We start from the raw sequence: 17,333 nt of genomic DNA, 5'->3' as shown, positions 1-17,333 counted from the left end.
CTGCGGCAATGGCTCGCACCCCCGCTGCGGGCAGCCCCAGACATAGTCCGGCAGAGGTCAATGGTCAGCTATCTCGACGCCGCCACGGCGCCCCTCAGGAACACAGGCCAGATCCGCCTCTACGGCGCGGACGCCTTCGAAGGCATGCGCAAGGCCTGTGCGCTCACTGCCCGATGCCTCGACGAACTGGTCGACCGCGTGGCGCCCGGCGTCACCACCGATGCAATCGACCGCTTCGTCTTCGAGTTCGGCATGGACCACGGCGCAATGCCCGCCACGCTCAACTATCGCGGCTACACCAAGTCAAGCTGCACCTCGATCAACCATGTCGTCTGCCACGGCATTCCCGACAACAAGCCACTCAAGGATGGCGACATCGTCAACATCGACGTGACCTACATCCTCGATGGCTGGCACGGCGACTCGAGCCGCATGTACCCGGTGGGCACCGTCAAGCGCGCTGCCGAGCGCCTGCTCGAAGTCACGCATGAGTGCCTGATGCGCGGCATTGCCGCGGTGCGGCCGGGCGCGCGCACCGGTGCCATCGGCGCCGCCATCCAGACATATGCCGAGGCCGAGCGCTGCTCCGTCGTGCGCGACTTCTGCGGCCATGGCGTGGGTGCCCTCTTCCATGATGCGCCAAACATCCTGCACTATGGCAACGTCAACGAAGGCGTCGAGATGCGGCAAGGCATGATCTTCACCATCGAGCCGATGATCAATCTCGGCCGGCCGCACGTGAAGGTGCTGAACGACGGCTGGACGGCGGTCACCCGCGACCGCTCCCTGTCTGCACAATACGAGCACACCATCGGCGTGACGGCCGACGGCTGCGAGATCTTCACGCTGTCGCCCAAGGGGCTCGACCGGCCGGGCCTGCCCGCATAATATCGCTTTCGCCGGCTTCATTCCGGCGGGGGCGGCATGGCGAGCGACGAGCACGACGAGCGCGGTTTCTTCGGCGAGCGGCCGTTGCCGACGATCAAGCGCGCCGCCACACAGGAAAAGCCCCACTATCTCGGCCATCGCGACAGGCTGCGCGAGCGGTTTTCGACCGCGGGCGGAGAAACGCTTGCCGACTACGAACTGCTCGAACTGCTTCTGTTCAGGCTTATCCCGCGCTCGGATACCAAGCCGGTGGCCAAGGCCCTGCTCGCCCGCTTCGGCACGCTTGCCGAAGTTTTAGGCGCTCCAGCCCACCTGCTGCAGGAGGTCAAAGGCATCGGGCCATCGGTCGCGCTCGACCTCAAGATCGTCGCGGCTGCGGCAAGGCGCCTGGCCCGCGGCGAGATCAGCCGCCGCGAAGTGCTGTCGTCGTGGAACCAGGTGCTCGACTATTGCAGGGCGTCGATGGCCTTCGAAGCGCGCGAGCAGTTCCGCATCCTGTTCCTCGACAAGAAAAACGTCCTGATCGCCGACGAGGTGCAGCAGACCGGCACCGTCGACCACACGCCCGTCTATCCGCGCGAAGTCATCAAGCGCGCGCTGGAGCTGTCGGCAACCGCGATCATCCTCGTCCACAATCATCCATCCGGCGACCCGACGCCATCGCGCGCCGACATCGACATGACCAGGACCATCATCGATACGGCCAAGCCACTGGGCATCGCGGTGCATGACCACATCATCATCGGCAAGAACGGCCTTGCCAGCATGAAGGGGCTGTTGCTGATCTAGCTCATGATTGCGGCCGCAGCGCCCGCGACGGCATGAAACAAAAAAGGCCGCCGGATTTCTCCAGCGGCCCTTTCGCTTCTTCTGAGGAGCGTCGCCTTACTCGGCGTCGGCTTCCTTGGCCTTCTTCTTCGGAGCGGCCTTCTTCTTGGGCTCTTCGCCCTCGGCCTTGTCAGCCTTCTTGGCCGCAGCCTTCTTCGCCGGCTTTTCCGAACCCTCGTCCTCGTCGTCGGCGAGCAGTTCTTCCTTGCTCACCTTCTTGTCGGTGACGGAGACCTGCGACAGCAGGTGATCGACGACCTTTTCCTCGAACAGCGGCGCCCGCAGGTTGACCAGCGCCGACGGGTTGTTGCGGTAGAAGTCGAACACTTCCTGCTGCTGGCTGGCCGGGTAGCGGCGAACGGTGTCGAACAGGCCGCGCTGCAGCTCTTCGTCGTTGACCGTCACGCCGGCCTTTTCGCCGATCTCGGCGAGAACCAGACCAAGGCGCACCCGGCGCTCGGCCAGGCGCTGGTACTCGGCGCGGGCCTCTTCTTCAGTCGTCTCTTCGTCGGCGAAGGTGCGGCCGGCGATCTCGAGGTCGCGGGTCACCTGGCTCCAGATATTGCCGAATTCGGCTTCGACGAGCTTCGAGGGTGCCTCGAACTGGTAGGCGCCGTCGAGCTGGTCGAGCAGCTGGCGCTTGACCTTCTGGCGCGTCATGGCGCCGAACTGGTTCTCGATCTGGCCGCGAACGATGTCGCGCAGCTTCTCGAGCGATTCCAGGCCGAGGTTCTTGGCGGTCTCGTCATTGACCTCGAGCTTGCCGGGGGCAGCGATCTCCTTGACGGTGACGTCGAAGGTCGCTTCCTTGCCGGCGAGATGAGCGGCCTGGTAGTTTTCCGGGAAGGTCACGGTGACGAGCTTCTCGTCGCCGGCCTTGGCGCCGATCAGCTGGTCTTCGAAGCCGGGGATGAATTCCTTGGAACCGAGCACCAGCGGCTGGTCGCCGCCCGTGCCGCCGTCGAAGGCAACGCCGTCGATCTTGCCGACATAGTCGATGGTGACGCGGTCGCCTTCGGCGGCCTTGCCGGTCTTCGGCTCATAGGAACGCGCCGACTCGGCAACGCGGTTGACCTGCTCGTCGATCTCGCTTTCCGGAACGTCGTAGACCGGGCGCGACACCTTGATGTCAGTGAAATCCTTGATCTCGATCGCCGGGATGACTTCGTAGCTCAGCGAGAATTCGAAATCGACACCGCCGGCCAGGATCTTCTCGGCTTCCTTCTCGTCCTCGGTCATCACGACGTCGGGCTGCATCGCAGCCTTTTCACCGCGCTCGGCGATGATCGTGCGGGTCGAGTCGGTCAGGATCTCGTTGACGACTTCGGCCATGAAGGACTTGCCGTACATCTTGCGGATGTGCTGCATCGGCACCTTGCCCGGACGGAAGCCGTTGATGCGGACCTTGTCCTTGGCGGCCGAAAGCCGCTTCTCGAGGCGGGCTTCCATGTCGCCGGCAGGAACCGAGACCTTGATCTCGCGCTTGAGGCCGGAGTTGAGCGTTTCGGTGACCTGCATCATCAAACCTTTGTTTTACGTATGGCGCGGCTCAGACGGCGTCCTGCCGTTCAGCCTGCCGGAATTCGTTTGCCGGGGATGGCTTCAAGTTCGCAAATCGGCATCCAGGTCCGCCATATGCGGTCCGTTTGTTCCGCCGTCGTCCGAAGATTACGATAAGCTGTTGTTTTTCCGACTTCTTATCGCATCCTGCAGAGACGGATACTTGCGTCCCATCTTACTCGACAGGCCTTTTGTCACAGGCGGGCCGAATTTTCAACTATCTTCGCGGTTTCTCCCGGCCGAGGTCATTTCCGCTCCGAGATTGACAGAATGATGGCAGCATGGGATTGGCGTTCGCATGCGGATGTGGCGGAACTGGTAGACGCCCTGGATTTAGGTTCCAGTGCCGAGAGGCGTGTAGGTTCGACTCCTATCATCCGCACCACAGTCTCCCAGCCCGCCCTGCCACCAACCGCCCGGCCACGCATCTGACGGCTCAGTACAGCGGCTCCTCGAACAGCATGGTGTCGCCGTCCATCAATGCCTTGATCTGGCCGGTGCCGTCGCTGGCAACGGCGACCTTGATGCCGAAGCTGCGCAATTCGGGTTCAGAGCCGGAGTTGCGCTTGCGCATCTCCTCCTCGATCGCCAGGCCCTCGCCTTCCGGCACATAAAAGCGTTCGATGCCGTAATCGACACGGACAGTCGAGCCCGGGGTCAGGCTCCAGCCATCAGTCACTTCGCCACGGATGTCGACTTCGTCGGCAGCCGCAACCGTCGAGTCGGTGCCGAGCGAGGCGGAGGTTGCGCGCCAATAACCGTCCGTATCCTTCTTCAGGCGAACGACGATCGGTCCTTCGACCGACGCCTGCTCGCCCTGGGGCAGGTTGGCGATCTTCTCCACCTCTATGCGCGAGATGTCGTAGCCGAGCCGGACGTAATCGCCGCGCAACAGGTCGCGCGGGTCGACGGGCTCGACCTTGAGCAGCACTTCCTTGCCGTCGCGCAGGATCGCCGCGCGGCCTGCGATCATCCAGCCGAGAAAACCGATTTGCGCGAGCGCCAGCACAATTGCGGCAATGACGAGCTTGTAGCGGGACATCATGCTGCTCCTCGGACCGGCTCGGGCCTCATCCGCCGTTCGATGCGGATGATCGCATAAGCGAGCCCTGCCAGGATTATTGCGGCTGCGAAGAAGAAGCCGGCCGTGCCCAGCATCGAACCGACAGTGACGAGATAGACGATGGCCAGTTCGAAGGCGAAGCCGAGATAGGCAATCCAGCGCAAGCCGCGGCTCTCGCGGCCAAGGAAGACGATGACCGCTGCGATGACCGCCAGTGCAACCGCGGCCGCAATGACAAAGCCGCCGTTCTCGACCTGGTCGACCTGCACCATGCCGATGCCGGAAATAAAGCCGATCAATGCATGCAAAGGCAGCCGTCCGCCGAGTTGGACGATGCGTTCCACGGCATCCGGGGCCAGGGCAGCAACGGCGAGAAGCACCGCCGAGACCAGTGCAAGCACCACTCCAACCTCCAGCGACTCGTGATTAAAGCCGAGCAGCACTGCATATAGAATGACAGACAGGGCGATCAGATGCCGGGCAGCGCGGCTCTGCGTCCAGAACGACAGCGCCCAGAACACCGCCAGGAACACAATGAAGAGATGCGGAAACTCCGTGCGGCGGAAGATATCGAACCCCTTCAGCACCAGCCACGCATCGGCGATGCCAACGGCGGCCACGGTCAGGGCGTTGGAGCGCAGCGCCGCGGCGGCAATCGCGGTGCCGATGCACCAGGTGACGACGGCCGCGCTTTCATCGCCGGCGAAGTGATACATCTGCCCGATCAGCGCGATCGAACCGCCGAAAGCCGCGGCCGCGACCAGCCACAGCGCTTCGCCGAAACCACCTTGGCCACGCTGCTTGAGCAAGGCGCCGCCGACATAGCCGATGAAGATGACGGCAAACAGCGCGCCGACGCGGGCAATGCGCGGGATGGCTTCCCAATTGGCGGCGACGAGAATGAGAATGGCAGCAGCAAACAGCAGCGCCGCCATGATCGCGAGGATCGAACCGAAATTCAGGCCCCTGCGCTCATTGTCCTCGACGTCACGAACAAGCGCGTCCGCGGTTGCCCGGTCCAGCAGCCCGATTTCGACCCAGCGGCCGATGTCGCTCTTCACCTTGGTGGCGTAGCTCGCCATAAATCGCGTCCCCCTGACGGCTGCCTGTCACGGCCAAGCCGTTGTCCTCATGGCGAATTTCCGATTCGGTCACAATCATGACCGAAGCCTTAATGTCCATTAATGCTGCAATGCACAAAACGCATTGCTGCCATGCGAGCATAGCGCTTCAATTTTGAGCAAGGCCATCCTATCTACGCCCCGTACACAGAAGAGAAATGAAGACGAACGGAAAACGAAGATGAACCTGATCCGCAACTACCGCAACTGGCGCCGCTACCGTGACACTGTCTCCGAGTTGAGCCGCCTGTCGAACCGTGAACTGACCGACCTCGGCATCACCCGCAGCGACATCCACTTCGTCGCGCGTAAAGCCATCTAACCGAAACCGGGTCCACTGGACCCACCTGTCCGAACCGAAAAGAGAACTAAAATGAACTTGCTCCGCACTTACCGTAACTGGCGCGCTTATCGCGAGACGGTGAACGAGCTTGGCCGTCTGTCGAACCGCCAGCTTGCCGATCTCGGCATCAATCGTGGCGAGATCCAGTCGATCGCCCGCCGCGCAATCTAATTCAAGCTTTCCGTCAACGCCGACCTCCTCCCCGGCCATGACGGATCCGGTCAGCTTCTTCCTCCCGATAAGCTGACCACCCTAACACACCCGCCCGACCTCCTCCCCGGGCGGGTGTCGTTACCCCAGAGAGTTTCGCCCTCTTTGAACTGGCGAAAAGAATTCTGCCTGCGCCGACCTCCTCCCCGGCAAAGGCGAATAGGTCAGCTTCCTCCTCCCAGAAGGCTGACCACCAAAAACGACACCTGCCGGATCCTCCTCCCCCGGCAGGTGTTGTTACCCGAGAGCTTCGCCCTCTTTGAACTGGCGAAAAGAATTCTGCCCGCGCCGACCTCCTCCCCGGCAAAGGCGAATAGGTCAGCTTCCTCCTCCCAGAAGGCTGACCACCAAAAACGACACCCGCCGGATCTCCTCCCCCGGCGGGTGTTGTTGTTTTTGGGCCTGTCAAAGCATCCCGCTCCAGCCCGTGTCGAGGCCTGCTCTAGTTCAGCGCGCCGCTTTCGAGCACGCCGCGCTGCTTCCAGTCGCTGAGCGGGATGATGTCTGGCGCGCCGCCCATCGGGGCATACCAGGAATCAACCACCCACTTCACGCCGTCGGGTGCGCGGACAACGGCTGTCCAGTGCGGGTACCGGCCATCGAGCAGGAAGCCGCGCGAGGTCTTCGCTTCGACCTTGTGGTGCCTGAGCAGGCCACGCCCGCCGAGATAGCGCAGCAGCGCGTCGGTGTTGGTCGATTCGTCGACGCAATCCATCTGGCCCTTGATCTTCGAAGCGCCGAATTTCGACTGGGGTGCGTCACGTACCCCGGTCACCTGCTGCGCCCGCTTCTCGAAATACGCAACGGCCTGTGCGATCGCCGCACGCTCGGCTTTCGGCGAGGACCGGCCCGCGGCCAGAATGGAGGCGAACCGCTTCGCGTCGCCCGGCCCGAGGTCGAGGCGCGAACGAAAGGCGCAGCCATAGCCATGGCAGATGTCGATGCGCTTCGTGCCCGGCGCTGCATGGCTCGGCCTGGGGTCGGCGCCGACGGTCGAGATCGATACCAGGCCCGCCAGGAACAGATGAGAGATTGAAAGCCGCATCATGCGGCATCTTAGAAGTTGTCCCGTGGCAGCCGCAACCCCGTATCAGCCGGTGCAATCGTTGCATTCGGCGGGCCAAGGGACTATTCCCGCCACCATGAGCACAAAACCCATCCACATCATCGGCGGCGGCCTCGCCGGATCGGAAGCAGCATGGCAGGCGGCCTCGGCCGGCGTGCCGGTGATCCTGCATGAAATGCGCCCCGTTCGCGGCACCGACGCGCACAAGACCGAAGGCCTGGCCGAACTGGTCTGTTCCAATTCCTTCCGTTCGGACGACGCCGAGACCAACGCGGTCGGACTGCTGCATGCGGAGATGCGGCTTGCCGGCTCGCTGATCATGAGCGCGGGCGACGCCAACCAGGTTCCCGCCGGCGGCGCGCTGGCCGTCGACCGCGACGGCTTTTCCAACGCCGTCACCGCCCGGCTCGAAGCCCATCCGCTGATCACCATCGCGCGCGAGGAGGTCACCGGCCTGCCGCCCGCCGACTGGGATCAGGCGATCATCGCCACCGGCCCGCTGACCGCCCCGTCGCTCGCCGATGCAATCGCCGCAAGCACCGGCGCCGACGCACTCGCCTTCTTCGACGCCATCGCGCCGATCATCCATTTCGACAGCATCGACATGAATGTCTGCTGGTTCCAGTCGCGCTACGACAAGGTCGGCCCCGGTGGAACCGGCAAGGACTACATCAACTGCCCGATGGACAAGGAACAGTACGAGGCCTTCGTCCAGGCACTGCTCGACGGCCAGAAAACCGAGTTCAAGGAATGGGAAGGCACGCCCTATTTCGACGGCTGCCTGCCGATCGAGATCATGGCCGAGCGTGGCCGGGAGACCTTGCGCCACGGGCCGATGAAGCCGATGGGGCTGACCAACGCCCACAACCCGACGGTCAAGGCCTATGCCGTCGTCCAGTTGCGGCAGGACAACGCACTGGGCACGCTCTACAACATGGTCGGCTTCCAGACCAAGCTGAAGCATGGCGAGCAGGTCAACGTGCTGCGGATGATCCCGGGGCTGGAAAACGCCGAATTCGCCCGCCTCGGCGGCCTGCATCGCAACACCTACCTCAATTCGCCGACGCTGCTCGATCCAACGCTGCAGCTCAAGTCGCGAGCGGGGTTGCGTTTTGCCGGCCAGATCACCGGCTGCGAGGGTTATGTCGAAAGCGCCGCCATCGGCCTGCTTGCCGGGCGCTTCGCCGCTGCCGAACGCCTCGGCCAGCCAATGTCGGCGCCGCCTGCCACCACGGCCTTCGGCGCGCTGCTCAACCACATCACCGGCGGCCATATCGTCTCGGACGACGAACCGGGCAAGCGCTCGTTCCAGCCGATGAACGTCAATTTCGGGCTGTTCCCAGTGATGGAAGCACCCAAGGTCGAAGGCAAGCGCCTGCGCGGCAAGGAAAAGACCGTTGCCAAGAAGAAGGCGATGACGGCCCGCGCGCTGGTCGACTGCCGCGTCTGGCTCGGCCTTGCCGAAGCAGCGCAAGCGGCGGAATAATACGGGGCAAGAAAATGGTTCCCCCTGAGACCAAGCGCCTGATCTTGAGGGAGATGGTGCCTGGCGATCGGGCGGCCATCCTGGCCGTCTTTGCCGACGACTATGCGCGCCGGTTCTACCCCGAGATGACATCCGATGACGCCGCCATCGAATGGATTGGCAGAAACCGGGATCGCTACCGCCAGGATGGTTTCGGGCTGTGGGCGATCGTCGACAAGGCGAGCGGCGCACTGGTCGGCGATTGCGGCCCGACCTGGCAGGACGCGGGCGGCGTTCGCATCCTCGAGATCGGCTACCATGTCGCTCCCGCCTGGCGCGGCCTCGGCATCGCGCTCGAAGCCGCCCGCGCCGCGATGGCCTATGGTTTCGCCGCCCGGGACGAAATGGAGATCGGCTCGATCGTCGCCACGGACAACACCGCTTCGGCAAGCGTTGCCCGACGGCTGCACCGTGACGTGCGTTCCTACGTGAACTCCCGTGGTCTCGACCGCTTCCTGTTCTTCACCCGACGCGAAGACCACGACGGAGCCGCCTGAGTTCCCTGCTACCAGCCGCGCGACGCCGCTTTCAGCATCAGCAGATGCTTGCGCAGCGAAGACATGCCGTCCTTGCCGCGTTCCAGCCGGTCGAGATAGGCGCCTGTCAGCGACAGCGGCAGGAAGGCCGGGCGCAAGCTGGCCGGCAAGGATTTGGCGCCGCGTTCGAAGGCGCGGAGATGTTCACGCGCGAGCGCGGTCATCGCCTGGACGGCATGCCTCGACGACGGCGCCTTGCCGCCGGCGACGAACTCTTCCGACGTCGTGCCGGCAGCCGCCAGGATGTCGCGCGGCACATAACATTGGCCGCGGGCGCTGTGGACCGGCAACAGCCGCAACAGCCCGGTGATCGCCTGCGCGCAACCGGCGTGGCCGGCCAGTTCGGCATGTTTGGGCGCCTCGTCGGCATCGAGAACCAGAGCGGCGAGTTGGATCATCGCCGAGGCCGTCTCGCCGCAATAGCCCTCCAGATCGGTGCGCGATGGCATCGGATCGTCATAGAGGTCGAAGATGCGGGCTTCGAGATAGTTGTCGAAGGCGGAAATCGGCAGCCGATGGGTTGCGATCGCCGCCATCAGGGCGCCGGCAACAGGATGGCCCGCACCCGCCTCGCCGCTGCCCGAGGCGATGACGTCGCGCCACCATTGCAGCCTGATCTCGCCCGGCATCGGCTCGCTGACGCGGTCGCGGATGGCCGCAATCTCGGCGTTGAAGGCGTAAAGCGCCAGCAGCGCCTGTCGCTTTTGCTCGGGTGCGTAGAGTACGGAGAGATACCGGTCGCGGTCGGCAACGCGCACCGCGTCCAACAGAGACCCCGTCGCGTAGTTCGCCCTAGCCACGTCAGTCGACAGCGATGAAGGCAGCAGCCACGGCGCGGTCTTCGGCGAGCAGCACGTTGTAGGTACGCACCGCAGCACCCGTCGACATCGGATCGGCGGAGATCTTCGCTGCCTTGAGGGCCGCCCTGAGGGCCTCGGGCAAGCGGCGCAATTCCTTGCCCATGCCAACGAGCAAGATTTCCACGTCGGCGGCTTCCGCCAGGAGCTTGTCGAAGTCCGCCGGCGTCAGCGCCAGCGGATCAGCCGGCTGCCAGCCGTAGATGCCGGACGGCAGGCACAGGATCGATCCGCGATGGGACATGTCCGCAAAGCGGAACCCGCCGTCGCCATAAGCGTCGACGGGTGCTCGCCCGGGAAAATGCGCCTCGCGGATGATCAGTCCAGCCATGGCCCGTTACGACTTGGTCGGCTGGGCGCCCGCCGGCACCGCCGGCTTGTCCTTGTCGTCCGCCTCGACACTGTCGGGCCGCAGCTTGAACAGGATGAGCAGCGGACCAGCGACGAAGATCGACGAGTAGGTACCGACGACGATGCCGAAGATCATCGCCAGCGTGAACGAGCGGATGACCTCGCCACCGAACAGGTAGAGCGAAATCAGGGCCAGCAGCGTGGTCACGCCGGTGAGCACCGTACGCGAAAGCGTCTGGTTCATCGACAGGTCGAGCAATTGCTCGATCGGCATCTTCTTGTATTTTCGCAGGTTTTCGCGCACGCGGTCGTAAACCACGACAGTGTCGTTGATCGAATAACCGACAATTGTCAGGATCGCTGCGATACTGGTCAGGTTGAACTCGATGCCGGTCACCACATAGAGTCCGATCATCATGGTCACGTCGTGGATGGTGGCCAGGATGGCGCCCATGCCGAACTGCCATTCGAAGCGGAACCAGATGTAGATCAGCATTGCCAGCATCGCGGTCACCACGCCGATCGTACCCGACCAGGCGAGTTCGCTCGACACCGTCGGCCCGACCGATTCCACGCGGCGGAACTCGTAGTCGCTGGCAAGTTCGCCGCGCACCTTCTCGACCACGCTCTGTTCGGCATTGTCGCCGGCCTTCTGGCCCTCGACGCGGATCAGCAAGGTACTTTCGGAGCCGAATTCCTGGACCTGGACGTCACCGATGTTGAGTTCGCTCAGCCTCGCGCGAACCTCGGACGAACTGGCCGTGCCGCTCTTGGACTGCACCTCGATGCTGGTGCCACCTCGGAAGTCGATGCCGTAGTTCATCTCCATGGTGAAGAACAGGGTCATCGCTGCCAGCGATGCCAGCGCCGAAAGCGTGAAGGCATAGCGGCGCAAGGACATGAACGAATATTTGGTGTTGTCCGGAACGAAGCGCACGAGGCCCTTCGGCAGTTCCTTGGGCTTTACCCGGCGCAGCCAGATCGAGACCAGCCAGCGGGTCAGGGTGAAGGCGGTGAAGACCGTCGTCACGATGCCGATCGCCAGCGTGACGGCGAAGCCGCGCACCGGACCCGAGCCGAGATAGAACAGGATCAGCGCGGCGATGAAGGTGGTGAAGTTGGCGTCGACGATCGTCGCCAGCGCTCGCGCAAAGCCTGAATCGAGCGATTGCACCAGAGATCGACCCAATTGTCGTTCTTCACGCACGCGTTCGTAGATGATGACGTTGGAGTCCACCGCCATGCCGACGGTCAGGACGATACCGGCAATACCGGGCATCGTCAGCGTTGCGCCGAGGATGGACAGGATTGCGATGATCAGCGCCACGTTGGCGGCAAGTGCGATGTTGGCGATGATGCCGAGCGTGCCATAGGCCACCAGCATGAAGCCAACGACGAGTGTACCAGCGATGACCGAGGCAAACTTGCCGGCCGAGATCGAGTCGGCACCAAGGCTCGGGCCGACGGTACGCTCTTCGACAATCGTCAGGTCGGCGGGCAGCGCACCGGCACGCAGCAGCACGGCAAGATCGTTGGCGCTTTCAGCCGTGAAACTGCCGGAAATCTGGCCCGATCCGCCGAGGATCGGCTCGTTGATCCGCGGGGCCGAGATCACCTGGTTGTCGAGGATGATGGCGAACAGGCGGCCGACACCCTGCTGGGTTGCCTGGCCGAAGCGCGAGGCGCCCTTGCCGTCGAAGCGGAACGAGACGACAGCCTCGCTGGTGCGCTGATCGAACGTCGCCTGTGCATCGACGAGGTTTTCGCCGGAGACGATGACACGGTTCTCGATCAGGTAGGGAGTGGGCGGGTCGTCCTGCGAATACATCACCGTCGAACCTGCCGGCGGACGGCCCTGCAGGGCCTCCTGCGGCGACATCGACTGGTCGACCATCTGGAAGGTGAGCTTGGCGGTCTTGCCGAGGATTTCCTTGAGGCGGGTCGGGTCCTGCAGGCCCGGCACCTGGACAAGGATGCGGTCTGCGCCGGCACGCTGGATGATCGGCTCGGTGGTGCCGAGTTCGTTGACGCGGCGGCCAACGACCTCGATCGACTGCGTGACGGCGTTGGAGACGCGATATTCGATGCCGGCATCAGTCAGAGTATAGCGCAACAGGCCGGGTTCCGGCTCTTCGAGCGCAAGTTCGGTCACCGAGCCGGCGCCGAACATGCTCGACGATACCGGCGCAACCAGGGTGGCAAGCGCGGTCTTGGCCGCTTCAAGCTCGTTGGTGTCGGTGATGCGCACCTGGACCGTCTTGCCCGTGCCGGTCAGGCCGGTATAGCCGATCTTGGCATCGCGCAGCATGGTGCGGATATCGTCGCGGGTCGTCTGCAGCCGCTCATCGATCAGGTCCTGCCTGTCGATGGCGAGCAGCATGTGCGAACCGCCCTGAAGGTCGAGGCCAAGCGTCAGCGCGCGCTTGGGAAACCATCCCGGAAGGGAATCGAGCTGAGACTGGGTCAGCATGTTCGGGATGGTGAAGATTACCCCGAGGAGCACGACGGCCCAGATCGAGATCGTCTTCCAGCGCGAAAAATAGAGCATATGGCCTCGTCCGTTAAGGCGTGAAAGCGGTGCGTTCCGCCTCGAATACGGTTATTTCTTGGCGTTCTGGTTGGCGATCGGCTCGCCCTTGACCCGAACGTCGGAGATGGTCGCACGCAGCGCCGTCACCTTGAGGCCGTTGCCCAGATCGACCTCGAGTTCATTGTCGTCGATGACCTTGGTCACCTTGCCGACGAAACCGCCACCCGTGACAACCGTGTCGCCGCGGCGGATCGCGGACAGCATCTCGCCACGCTTCTTGAGCTGGGTGCGCTGCGGGCGGATGATAAGAAAATACATGATCACGAAGATCAGCACAAACGGCAGAATGCTAACGAGAACGTCGGGCGTTCCCCCGGTGGCCTGTGCGTATGCCGGCGTGACGAACATGAATGTCTCCTGAGAAAGTATCGGGATACCGCACACCGGGACCCCGCAAATGTGCGCGGAATATAGTCGCTAAAGCGACCAATGCAACTGCGCTTGGCCCAAGCCGCGGCGCTTTTCCGCGCAATTTGAGCGTGTTACAGCGTCGCGCATTGCTGAAATGTAGAGATGGACAGGATTGGTCATGGAAAAGGCGATCGAAACACTCAACGACAAACTCGACCGTCTGATTGCCGCGGTGGCGATGTTGGCGCCGCCCGCCGCTCCGGAAACGGACATCGACACCGCCGATTGTTTCGTCTGGGCTGCCGATCCCGGCTATCTCGAACCGGTCAATCGCGTCAACCGCGTTGACATCGGCCTGATCAAGGGCGTCGACCGTGTGCGCGACATCCTTGTCGACAACACCGAGCGCTTCGCCACCGGCCTGCCCGCCAACAACGTGCTGCTGTGGGGCGCGCGCGGCATGGGCAAGTCATCGCTGGTCAAGGCGGCGCACGCCAGCATCAACGCCTCGGGCAAGAGCCTCGCCCCGCTCAAGCTGATCGAAATCCACCGCGAGGACATCGACACGCTGCCGAAGCTGATGAACCTGCTCAAGGCAGCCCCCTATCGTTTCATCCTGTTCTGCGACGACCTGTCGTTCGACCATGACGACACCTCCTACAAGTCGCTCAAGGCAGCGCTCGAAGGCGGCGTCGAGGGCCGGCCGGGCAATGTCATCTTCTATGCAACGTCGAATCGCAGGCATCTCCTGCCGCGCGACATGATCGACAACGAGCGCTCGACGGCGATCAATCCGTCCGAAGCCGTCGAGGAAAAGGTGTCGCTGTCGGATCGCTTCGGCCTGTGGCTCGGATTCCACAAATGCTCGCAGGACGAGTATCTCGACATGGTCAACGGTTATGCCCGCTACCATGGCTTCGAAGGCGACCCCGAGACCCTACGCGCCGAGGCGCTCGAATGGGCAACGACCCGCGGCAGCCGCTCGGGCCGCGTCGCCTGGCAGTTCATCCAGGATCTCGCCGGTCGGCTGGGCAAGCCGCTGAAGGACTGATCCCGCCTGCCAACGAAAACGCCCGCCCCTGGTCGGGACGGGCGAAGCTGGCGGGCAAATTGGAGGTCAGGGCACCCGCTATTCGAGGAAGCCGCTCGGATCGACAGGCGTCGAGTTCTTGCGCACTTCGAAGTGGAGCTTCGGCGCATCGGTCGAACCGCTCATGCCAGACAGCGCGATCTCATCGCCGCGCTTCACCTTCTGGCCGCGCTGCACCTTCAGTTCGCTGGCATGGCCATAGACGGTCACGAGTCCGTTCTCGTGGCGCACCAGTACGGTGTTGCCGAATTCCTTGAGGCCGTCGCCGGCATAGATGACGACGCCGTTTTCGGCCGCCTTGACCGGAGTGCCTTCCGGCACCGAGATGTCGATGCCGTCATTCGATTTGCCGCCGCCCTTGCCGTAGCTGGCAACGACCCGGCCACGCACTGGCCAGCGCATGCGGTCGATGCCGGTGGCGTTGGGCGCTGCCTCGGCCGATTCTTCGGCCTGCTGCACCAGCTTGTCCTTCTTCGGCGGCGTGTAGGCGGCAACCGTCGGCGCCTCGGCGGCCGGCTTTGCCGCCGCGACAGCGGGCTTTGCCGGAGCAGAAGTGCTGGTCACCACCGGATCGACGGCGGCAGGTACTGCCTTGGCAACGGTCGCGCCGGCGGCACCGGGCACCTTCAGCGACTGGCCGATGCGGATGCGGCCATCCTGCAAGCCGTTGGCCTGCTTGAGCGCTGCCGTGGTAACGCCAAGCTTGTTGGCGATGCGGTTGAGCGTATCGCCTTCGGCAACCTTGTAGCTGCCGCCTGCGCCGGCAGGCTTGGCATTCTTGTCGGCCGAGGAGTCGATCTGGGCAAGCGCACCGCCTGCCTTAGCCTTGGGCTGCTGCGGCAGCACGGCAACCTTGTCCGTGGACAGCGGCTGCTGGTTTGCCGGAAGCGGCTTCTTGCCAGGCAGCTTGAGCACGTTGTCCTGCGTGGGCTGAGCGGGAGCCTGGGCAACGGTTGCCGTCGTCGTGCGATCGACGGCCGGCGCCAGGGCGGGTGCCTGGGCTGCGTTGACCGGAGCTGGCGCGGGAGCCGGCAAGGACTGCGAAGACACCGGCTGCAGGCTGCCGCGGCTCACGGAGCCTGAATTGCTGGCCGCGAGCGGTGCTGCCTGCGTCTCGCCTGGATAGGGCTGCGGCTGCTGTTGCTGGCTGATGATCGAGCGCTGGTTGGGCGTCGATGCCGTAAAGATGTCGTCGACGCCACCGCCGCCGAATCGAGACACTCCGGAACTGCAGCCCGCCGCCATGCCGGCAACCAGCAGAACGGCGCCGCCGCGCACCATAGAGCGTTTATTCGCCTTCAAAATACTGAAACGCATCGCACTGACCCGCGCTTTACCCGATACCAACTAGGCTTGATTAAAGCGCGTTAATGTTACCGGTCAGTTAAGGGGATCAAATAAATCAAAAGCTTCGCCAACCACATGGCGACAGCAGCCCAGCTCTGGGCTGGGCGGGTGCCATTCTGACAGGCGCAGGGAGGTTTTGCGGGGATTGGCCCAAACGTGCCGGGCTCAGGTCAGGCCGGCACGGCCTGACCTTCAGGCCTAGATGACGGCAGCGACGCCGCGTGCCAGGGGCTGCAGCCGAACGACGCCCAGGTCCTCACGCTCGAATCGGCTTCCGATCTTGGTCAGCTTGCACAGCACCTGTTCGCCCTCTTCCGGGCCGATCGGCGCGATCATCGTGCCACCGCTAGACAACTGGTCGACGAACATGCGCGGATGGCTGTCGAAGGCGGCCCATACGACAATGCGGTCGAACGGCCCCTCGCCCTGCAGCCCGTTCGAGCCGTCTGCCTGGCGCACCAGCGCATTGTTGATGCCGAGCAGTTCGAAGCGTTGGCGCGCTTGTTCGGCAAGCGTCTTGAAACGATCGACGGTGATGACGCGGCCGGCCAGCCGTGCCATCACGGCAGCCGTGTAGCCTGTACCGGTGCCCACCTCGAGCACGCGGTTGCCCGGCTCGATGTTGAGGGCCGCGATCACCGCTGCCTGAAGGTCGGCGCCTTCGATCGCTTCGCCGCATTCGATCGGCAGCATGCGATTCGACCAGGCCAGGGAATGGAACTGCCCGGCGATGAAATCCCGCCTTGGCGTTGCCTCGATGGCAGCAATCAGATTTTTCGGAACGATGCCGCGCCCACGCAGGCGAAGAAGAAAGGCGGCGAAGCCCTCACGGTCGTCCGGCATCATGTTCATGCAATTGCCTTGGCCAGTTGATCGCGCAGTTCATGCGCCGTCATGTCGAGCTTGAGCGGCGTCACCGAGATCTGCTTGTTGCGCACGGCATGAAGGTCGGTGCCCGGCTTGACCTCCGGCTCGTCGCGGCCGAAGCGCAGCCAGTAGTATGGCAGGCTGCGACCGTCACGCCGCTCCTCAACCCAGATGCCGTAGGAGAGCTTGCCCTGGCTGGCAACGACGGGGCCGGTCACCTCTTCGGGCGGGCAGTTCGGGAAATTGACGTTGAGAAGAACGCCGATCGGCAGTTCGGTGGCGATCAGCTTCTTCAGCAGGGCCGGCGCGAGCGCTTCCGCCGTTTCGTAAGGCACGATGCGCTCTTCGTTCTCGTAGACATAGGCCTGGCTCAGCGCGATCGAGCGAATGCCGATCAGCGCGCCTTCCATGGCACCGGCGACCGTGCCCGAATAGGTCACGTCGTCGGCAACGTTGAGGCCCGAATTGATGCCCGACAGGATCAGGTCCGGCGGCTCGGGCAAGATCTTGCGCGCACCCATGATGACGCAGTCGGTCGGCGTGCCGTTCACCGCATAGTGCTTGTCGCTGATCTTGCGCAGGCGAAGCGGCTCCGAGATCGACAGCGAGTGGGCGTAGCCAGACTGGTCGGTCTCGGGCGCCACCACCCAAACATCATCCGACAGCTGGTTGGCGATCCGTTCCAGGACAGCCAGGCCCTCGGCATGGATGCCGTCGTCGTTTGTCAGCAGAATGCGCAT

18 protein-coding genes and 1 tRNA gene are annotated in these 17,333 nt (G+C 63.7%); 8 read left to right on the top strand and 11 right to left on the bottom strand.

Annotation, left to right across the window (positions count from 1 at the left end; all coding sequences use genetic code 11):
* Window positions 1–60: 60 nt before the first annotated feature.
* Window positions 61–888 carry a type I methionyl aminopeptidase gene (map, locus tag GGR00_RS12120; protein ID WP_055970827.1) on the top strand — a complete coding sequence of 276 codons (828 nt, stop codon included), beginning with the start codon at window positions 61–63 and terminating at the stop codon, window positions 886–888.
* Between the two features lie 36 nt (window positions 889–924).
* The gene (radC, locus tag GGR00_RS12115) at window positions 925–1,677 is read left to right on the top strand and encodes a RadC family protein (RefSeq protein WP_184699548.1); all 753 of its coding nucleotides are present in this window, start codon (window positions 925–927) and stop codon (window positions 1,675–1,677) included.
* A gap of 96 nt (window positions 1,678–1,773) precedes the next feature.
* Here radC and tig read toward each other — a convergent pair whose 3' ends face one another.
* The gene (gene tig / locus GGR00_RS12110) at window positions 1,774–3,234 is read right to left on the bottom strand and encodes a trigger factor (RefSeq protein WP_184699581.1); all 1,461 of its coding nucleotides are present in this window, start codon (window positions 3,232–3,234) and stop codon (window positions 1,774–1,776) included.
* A 342-nt stretch (window positions 3,235–3,576) separates the two neighbouring features.
* Here tig and GGR00_RS12105 point away from each other — a divergent pair.
* Window positions 3,577–3,661 (top strand) — tRNA-Leu (locus tag GGR00_RS12105).
* Between the two features lie 51 nt (window positions 3,662–3,712).
* Here GGR00_RS12105 and GGR00_RS12100 read toward each other — a convergent pair.
* Together GGR00_RS12100 and GGR00_RS12095 are read right to left on the bottom strand one after the other, a co-directional pair.
* Window positions 3,713–4,321, bottom strand: coding sequence for a GDYXXLXY domain-containing protein (locus tag GGR00_RS12100; RefSeq protein ID WP_055970823.1), 609 nt, complete (start codon window positions 4,319–4,321; stop codon window positions 3,713–3,715).
* Window positions 4,318–5,421: a DUF2157 domain-containing protein gene (locus GGR00_RS12095; RefSeq protein ID WP_184699547.1), complete on the bottom strand. Its 1,104-nt coding sequence runs from the start codon at window positions 5,419–5,421 to the stop codon at window positions 4,318–4,320. Before GGR00_RS12095 ends, GGR00_RS12100 begins: the two co-directional genes overlap by 4 nt.
* 220 nt (window positions 5,422–5,641) lie before the next feature.
* Between GGR00_RS12095 and GGR00_RS12090 the strand changes: the two genes are divergently transcribed.
* Complete coding sequence (locus GGR00_RS12090; RefSeq protein WP_082496386.1) at window positions 5,642–5,782, top strand: DUF1127 domain-containing protein; 141 nt, start codon at window positions 5,642–5,644, stop codon at window positions 5,780–5,782.
* Between the two features lie 51 nt (window positions 5,783–5,833).
* On the top strand, window positions 5,834–5,974 hold the full coding sequence (locus tag GGR00_RS12085) for a DUF1127 domain-containing protein (protein WP_018427695.1): 141 nt from the start codon (window positions 5,834–5,836) through the stop codon (window positions 5,972–5,974).
* A gap of 481 nt (window positions 5,975–6,455) precedes the next feature.
* On the opposite strand, the gene GGR00_RS12080 is transcribed toward GGR00_RS12085, so the two are convergent.
* Window positions 6,456–7,061 (bottom strand): hypothetical protein, encoded by a 606-nt coding sequence (locus GGR00_RS12080; RefSeq protein WP_184699546.1) that lies wholly within the window; start codon window positions 7,059–7,061, stop codon window positions 6,456–6,458.
* 94 nt (window positions 7,062–7,155) lie between these two features.
* Between GGR00_RS12080 and trmFO the strand changes: the two genes are divergently transcribed.
* Window positions 7,156–8,565: a methylenetetrahydrofolate--tRNA-(uracil(54)-C(5))-methyltransferase (FADH(2)-oxidizing) TrmFO gene (gene trmFO, locus GGR00_RS12075; protein WP_184699545.1), complete on the top strand. Its 1,410-nt coding sequence runs from the start codon at window positions 7,156–7,158 to the stop codon at window positions 8,563–8,565.
* Window positions 8,566–8,579: 14 nt separating this feature from the next.
* Window positions 8,580–9,101: a GNAT family N-acetyltransferase gene (locus tag GGR00_RS12070; RefSeq protein ID WP_184699544.1), complete on the top strand. Its 522-nt coding sequence runs from the start codon at window positions 8,580–8,582 to the stop codon at window positions 9,099–9,101.
* 8 nt (window positions 9,102–9,109) lie between these two features.
* Here GGR00_RS12070 and GGR00_RS12065 read toward each other — a convergent pair whose 3' ends face one another.
* From GGR00_RS12065 to yajC, 4 genes are read right to left on the bottom strand one after another with little or no spacing between them, the layout of a single operon-like run.
* Complete coding sequence (locus GGR00_RS12065) at window positions 9,110–9,907, bottom strand: phytoene/squalene synthase family protein (protein WP_184699543.1); 798 nt, start codon at window positions 9,905–9,907, stop codon at window positions 9,110–9,112.
* Between the two features lie 34 nt (window positions 9,908–9,941).
* Window positions 9,942–10,328 (bottom strand): Mth938-like domain-containing protein, encoded by a 387-nt coding sequence (locus GGR00_RS12060; RefSeq protein WP_055970811.1) that lies wholly within the window; start codon window positions 10,326–10,328, stop codon window positions 9,942–9,944.
* 6 nt (window positions 10,329–10,334) lie between these two features.
* The gene (gene secDF, locus GGR00_RS12055) at window positions 10,335–12,896 is read right to left on the bottom strand and encodes a protein translocase subunit SecDF (RefSeq protein ID WP_184699542.1); all 2,562 of its coding nucleotides are present in this window, start codon (window positions 12,894–12,896) and stop codon (window positions 10,335–10,337) included.
* A gap of 51 nt (window positions 12,897–12,947) precedes the next feature.
* Window positions 12,948–13,286, bottom strand: a complete 339-nt coding sequence (gene yajC / locus GGR00_RS12050; RefSeq protein ID WP_055970807.1) for a preprotein translocase subunit YajC — start codon at window positions 13,284–13,286, stop codon at window positions 12,948–12,950.
* Window positions 13,287–13,467: 181 nt separating this feature from the next.
* On the opposite strand from yajC, the gene GGR00_RS12045 reads away from it, so the two are divergent.
* Window positions 13,468–14,340 (top strand): ATP-binding protein, encoded by an 873-nt coding sequence (locus GGR00_RS12045; RefSeq protein WP_055970805.1) that lies wholly within the window; start codon window positions 13,468–13,470, stop codon window positions 14,338–14,340.
* 78 nt (window positions 14,341–14,418) lie between these two features.
* On the opposite strand, the gene GGR00_RS12040 is transcribed toward GGR00_RS12045, so the two are convergent.
* The 3 genes from GGR00_RS12040 to surE all read right to left on the bottom strand — a co-directional run bounded on the left by GGR00_RS12040 (window position 14,419) and on the right by surE (window position 17,333).
* A complete protein-coding gene (locus GGR00_RS12040; RefSeq protein WP_184699541.1) occupies window positions 14,419–15,696 on the bottom strand; it encodes a peptidoglycan DD-metalloendopeptidase family protein in 1,278 nt (425 codons plus the stop codon).
* A 228-nt stretch (window positions 15,697–15,924) separates the two neighbouring features.
* A complete protein-coding gene (locus tag GGR00_RS12035) occupies window positions 15,925–16,578 on the bottom strand; it encodes a protein-L-isoaspartate(D-aspartate) O-methyltransferase (RefSeq protein WP_055970802.1) in 654 nt (217 codons plus the stop codon).
* Complete coding sequence (surE, locus tag GGR00_RS12030; RefSeq protein WP_184699540.1) at window positions 16,575–17,333, bottom strand: 5'/3'-nucleotidase SurE; 759 nt, start codon at window positions 17,331–17,333, stop codon at window positions 16,575–16,577. The genes GGR00_RS12035 and surE overlap by 4 nt, the downstream gene beginning before the upstream one ends.

This window comes from Aminobacter aganoensis, assembly GCF_014206975.1.
GTDB lineage: Bacteria > Pseudomonadota > Alphaproteobacteria > Rhizobiales > Rhizobiaceae > Aminobacter > Aminobacter aganoensis.
This window is presented reverse-complemented; position numbering and strand designations above follow the sequence as displayed.

Coding starts and splice junctions, on each gene's coding strand:
- GGR00_RS12100 (WP_055970823.1), bottom strand. CDS start 4,321: ATGATGTCCCGCTACAAGCTCGTCATTGCCGCAATTGTGCTGGCGCTC.
- GGR00_RS12040 (WP_184699541.1), bottom strand. CDS start 15,696: ATGCGTTTCAGTATTTTGAAGGCGAATAAACGCTCTATGGTGCGCGGC.
- secDF (WP_184699542.1), bottom strand. CDS start 12,896: ATGCTCTATTTTTCGCGCTGGAAGACGATCTCGATCTGGGCCGTCGTG.
- GGR00_RS12090 (WP_082496386.1), top strand. CDS start 5,642: ATGAACCTGATCCGCAACTACCGCAACTGGCGCCGCTACCGTGACACT.
- map (WP_055970827.1), top strand. CDS start 61: ATGGTCAGCTATCTCGACGCCGCCACGGCGCCCCTCAGGAACACAGGC.
- trmFO (WP_184699545.1), top strand. CDS start 7,156: ATGAGCACAAAACCCATCCACATCATCGGCGGCGGCCTCGCCGGATCG.
- GGR00_RS12045 (WP_055970805.1), top strand. CDS start 13,468: ATGGAAAAGGCGATCGAAACACTCAACGACAAACTCGACCGTCTGATT.
- GGR00_RS12095 (WP_184699547.1), bottom strand. CDS start 5,421: ATGGCGAGCTACGCCACCAAGGTGAAGAGCGACATCGGCCGCTGGGTC.
- yajC (WP_055970807.1), bottom strand. CDS start 13,286: ATGTTCGTCACGCCGGCATACGCACAGGCCACCGGGGGAACGCCCGAC.
- radC (WP_184699548.1), top strand. CDS start 925: ATGGCGAGCGACGAGCACGACGAGCGCGGTTTCTTCGGCGAGCGGCCG.
- GGR00_RS12060 (WP_055970811.1), bottom strand. CDS start 10,328: ATGGCTGGACTGATCATCCGCGAGGCGCATTTTCCCGGGCGAGCACCC.
- tig (WP_184699581.1), bottom strand. CDS start 3,234: ATGCAGGTCACCGAAACGCTCAACTCCGGCCTCAAGCGCGAGATCAAG.
- GGR00_RS12085 (WP_018427695.1), top strand. CDS start 5,834: ATGAACTTGCTCCGCACTTACCGTAACTGGCGCGCTTATCGCGAGACG.
- surE (WP_184699540.1), bottom strand. CDS start 17,333: ATGCGCATTCTGCTGACAAACGACGACGGCATCCATGCCGAGGGCCTG.
- GGR00_RS12035 (WP_055970802.1), bottom strand. CDS start 16,578: ATGAACATGATGCCGGACGACCGTGAGGGCTTCGCCGCCTTTCTTCTT.
- GGR00_RS12080 (WP_184699546.1), bottom strand. CDS start 7,061: ATGATGCGGCTTTCAATCTCTCATCTGTTCCTGGCGGGCCTGGTATCG.
- GGR00_RS12070 (WP_184699544.1), top strand. CDS start 8,580: ATGGTTCCCCCTGAGACCAAGCGCCTGATCTTGAGGGAGATGGTGCCT.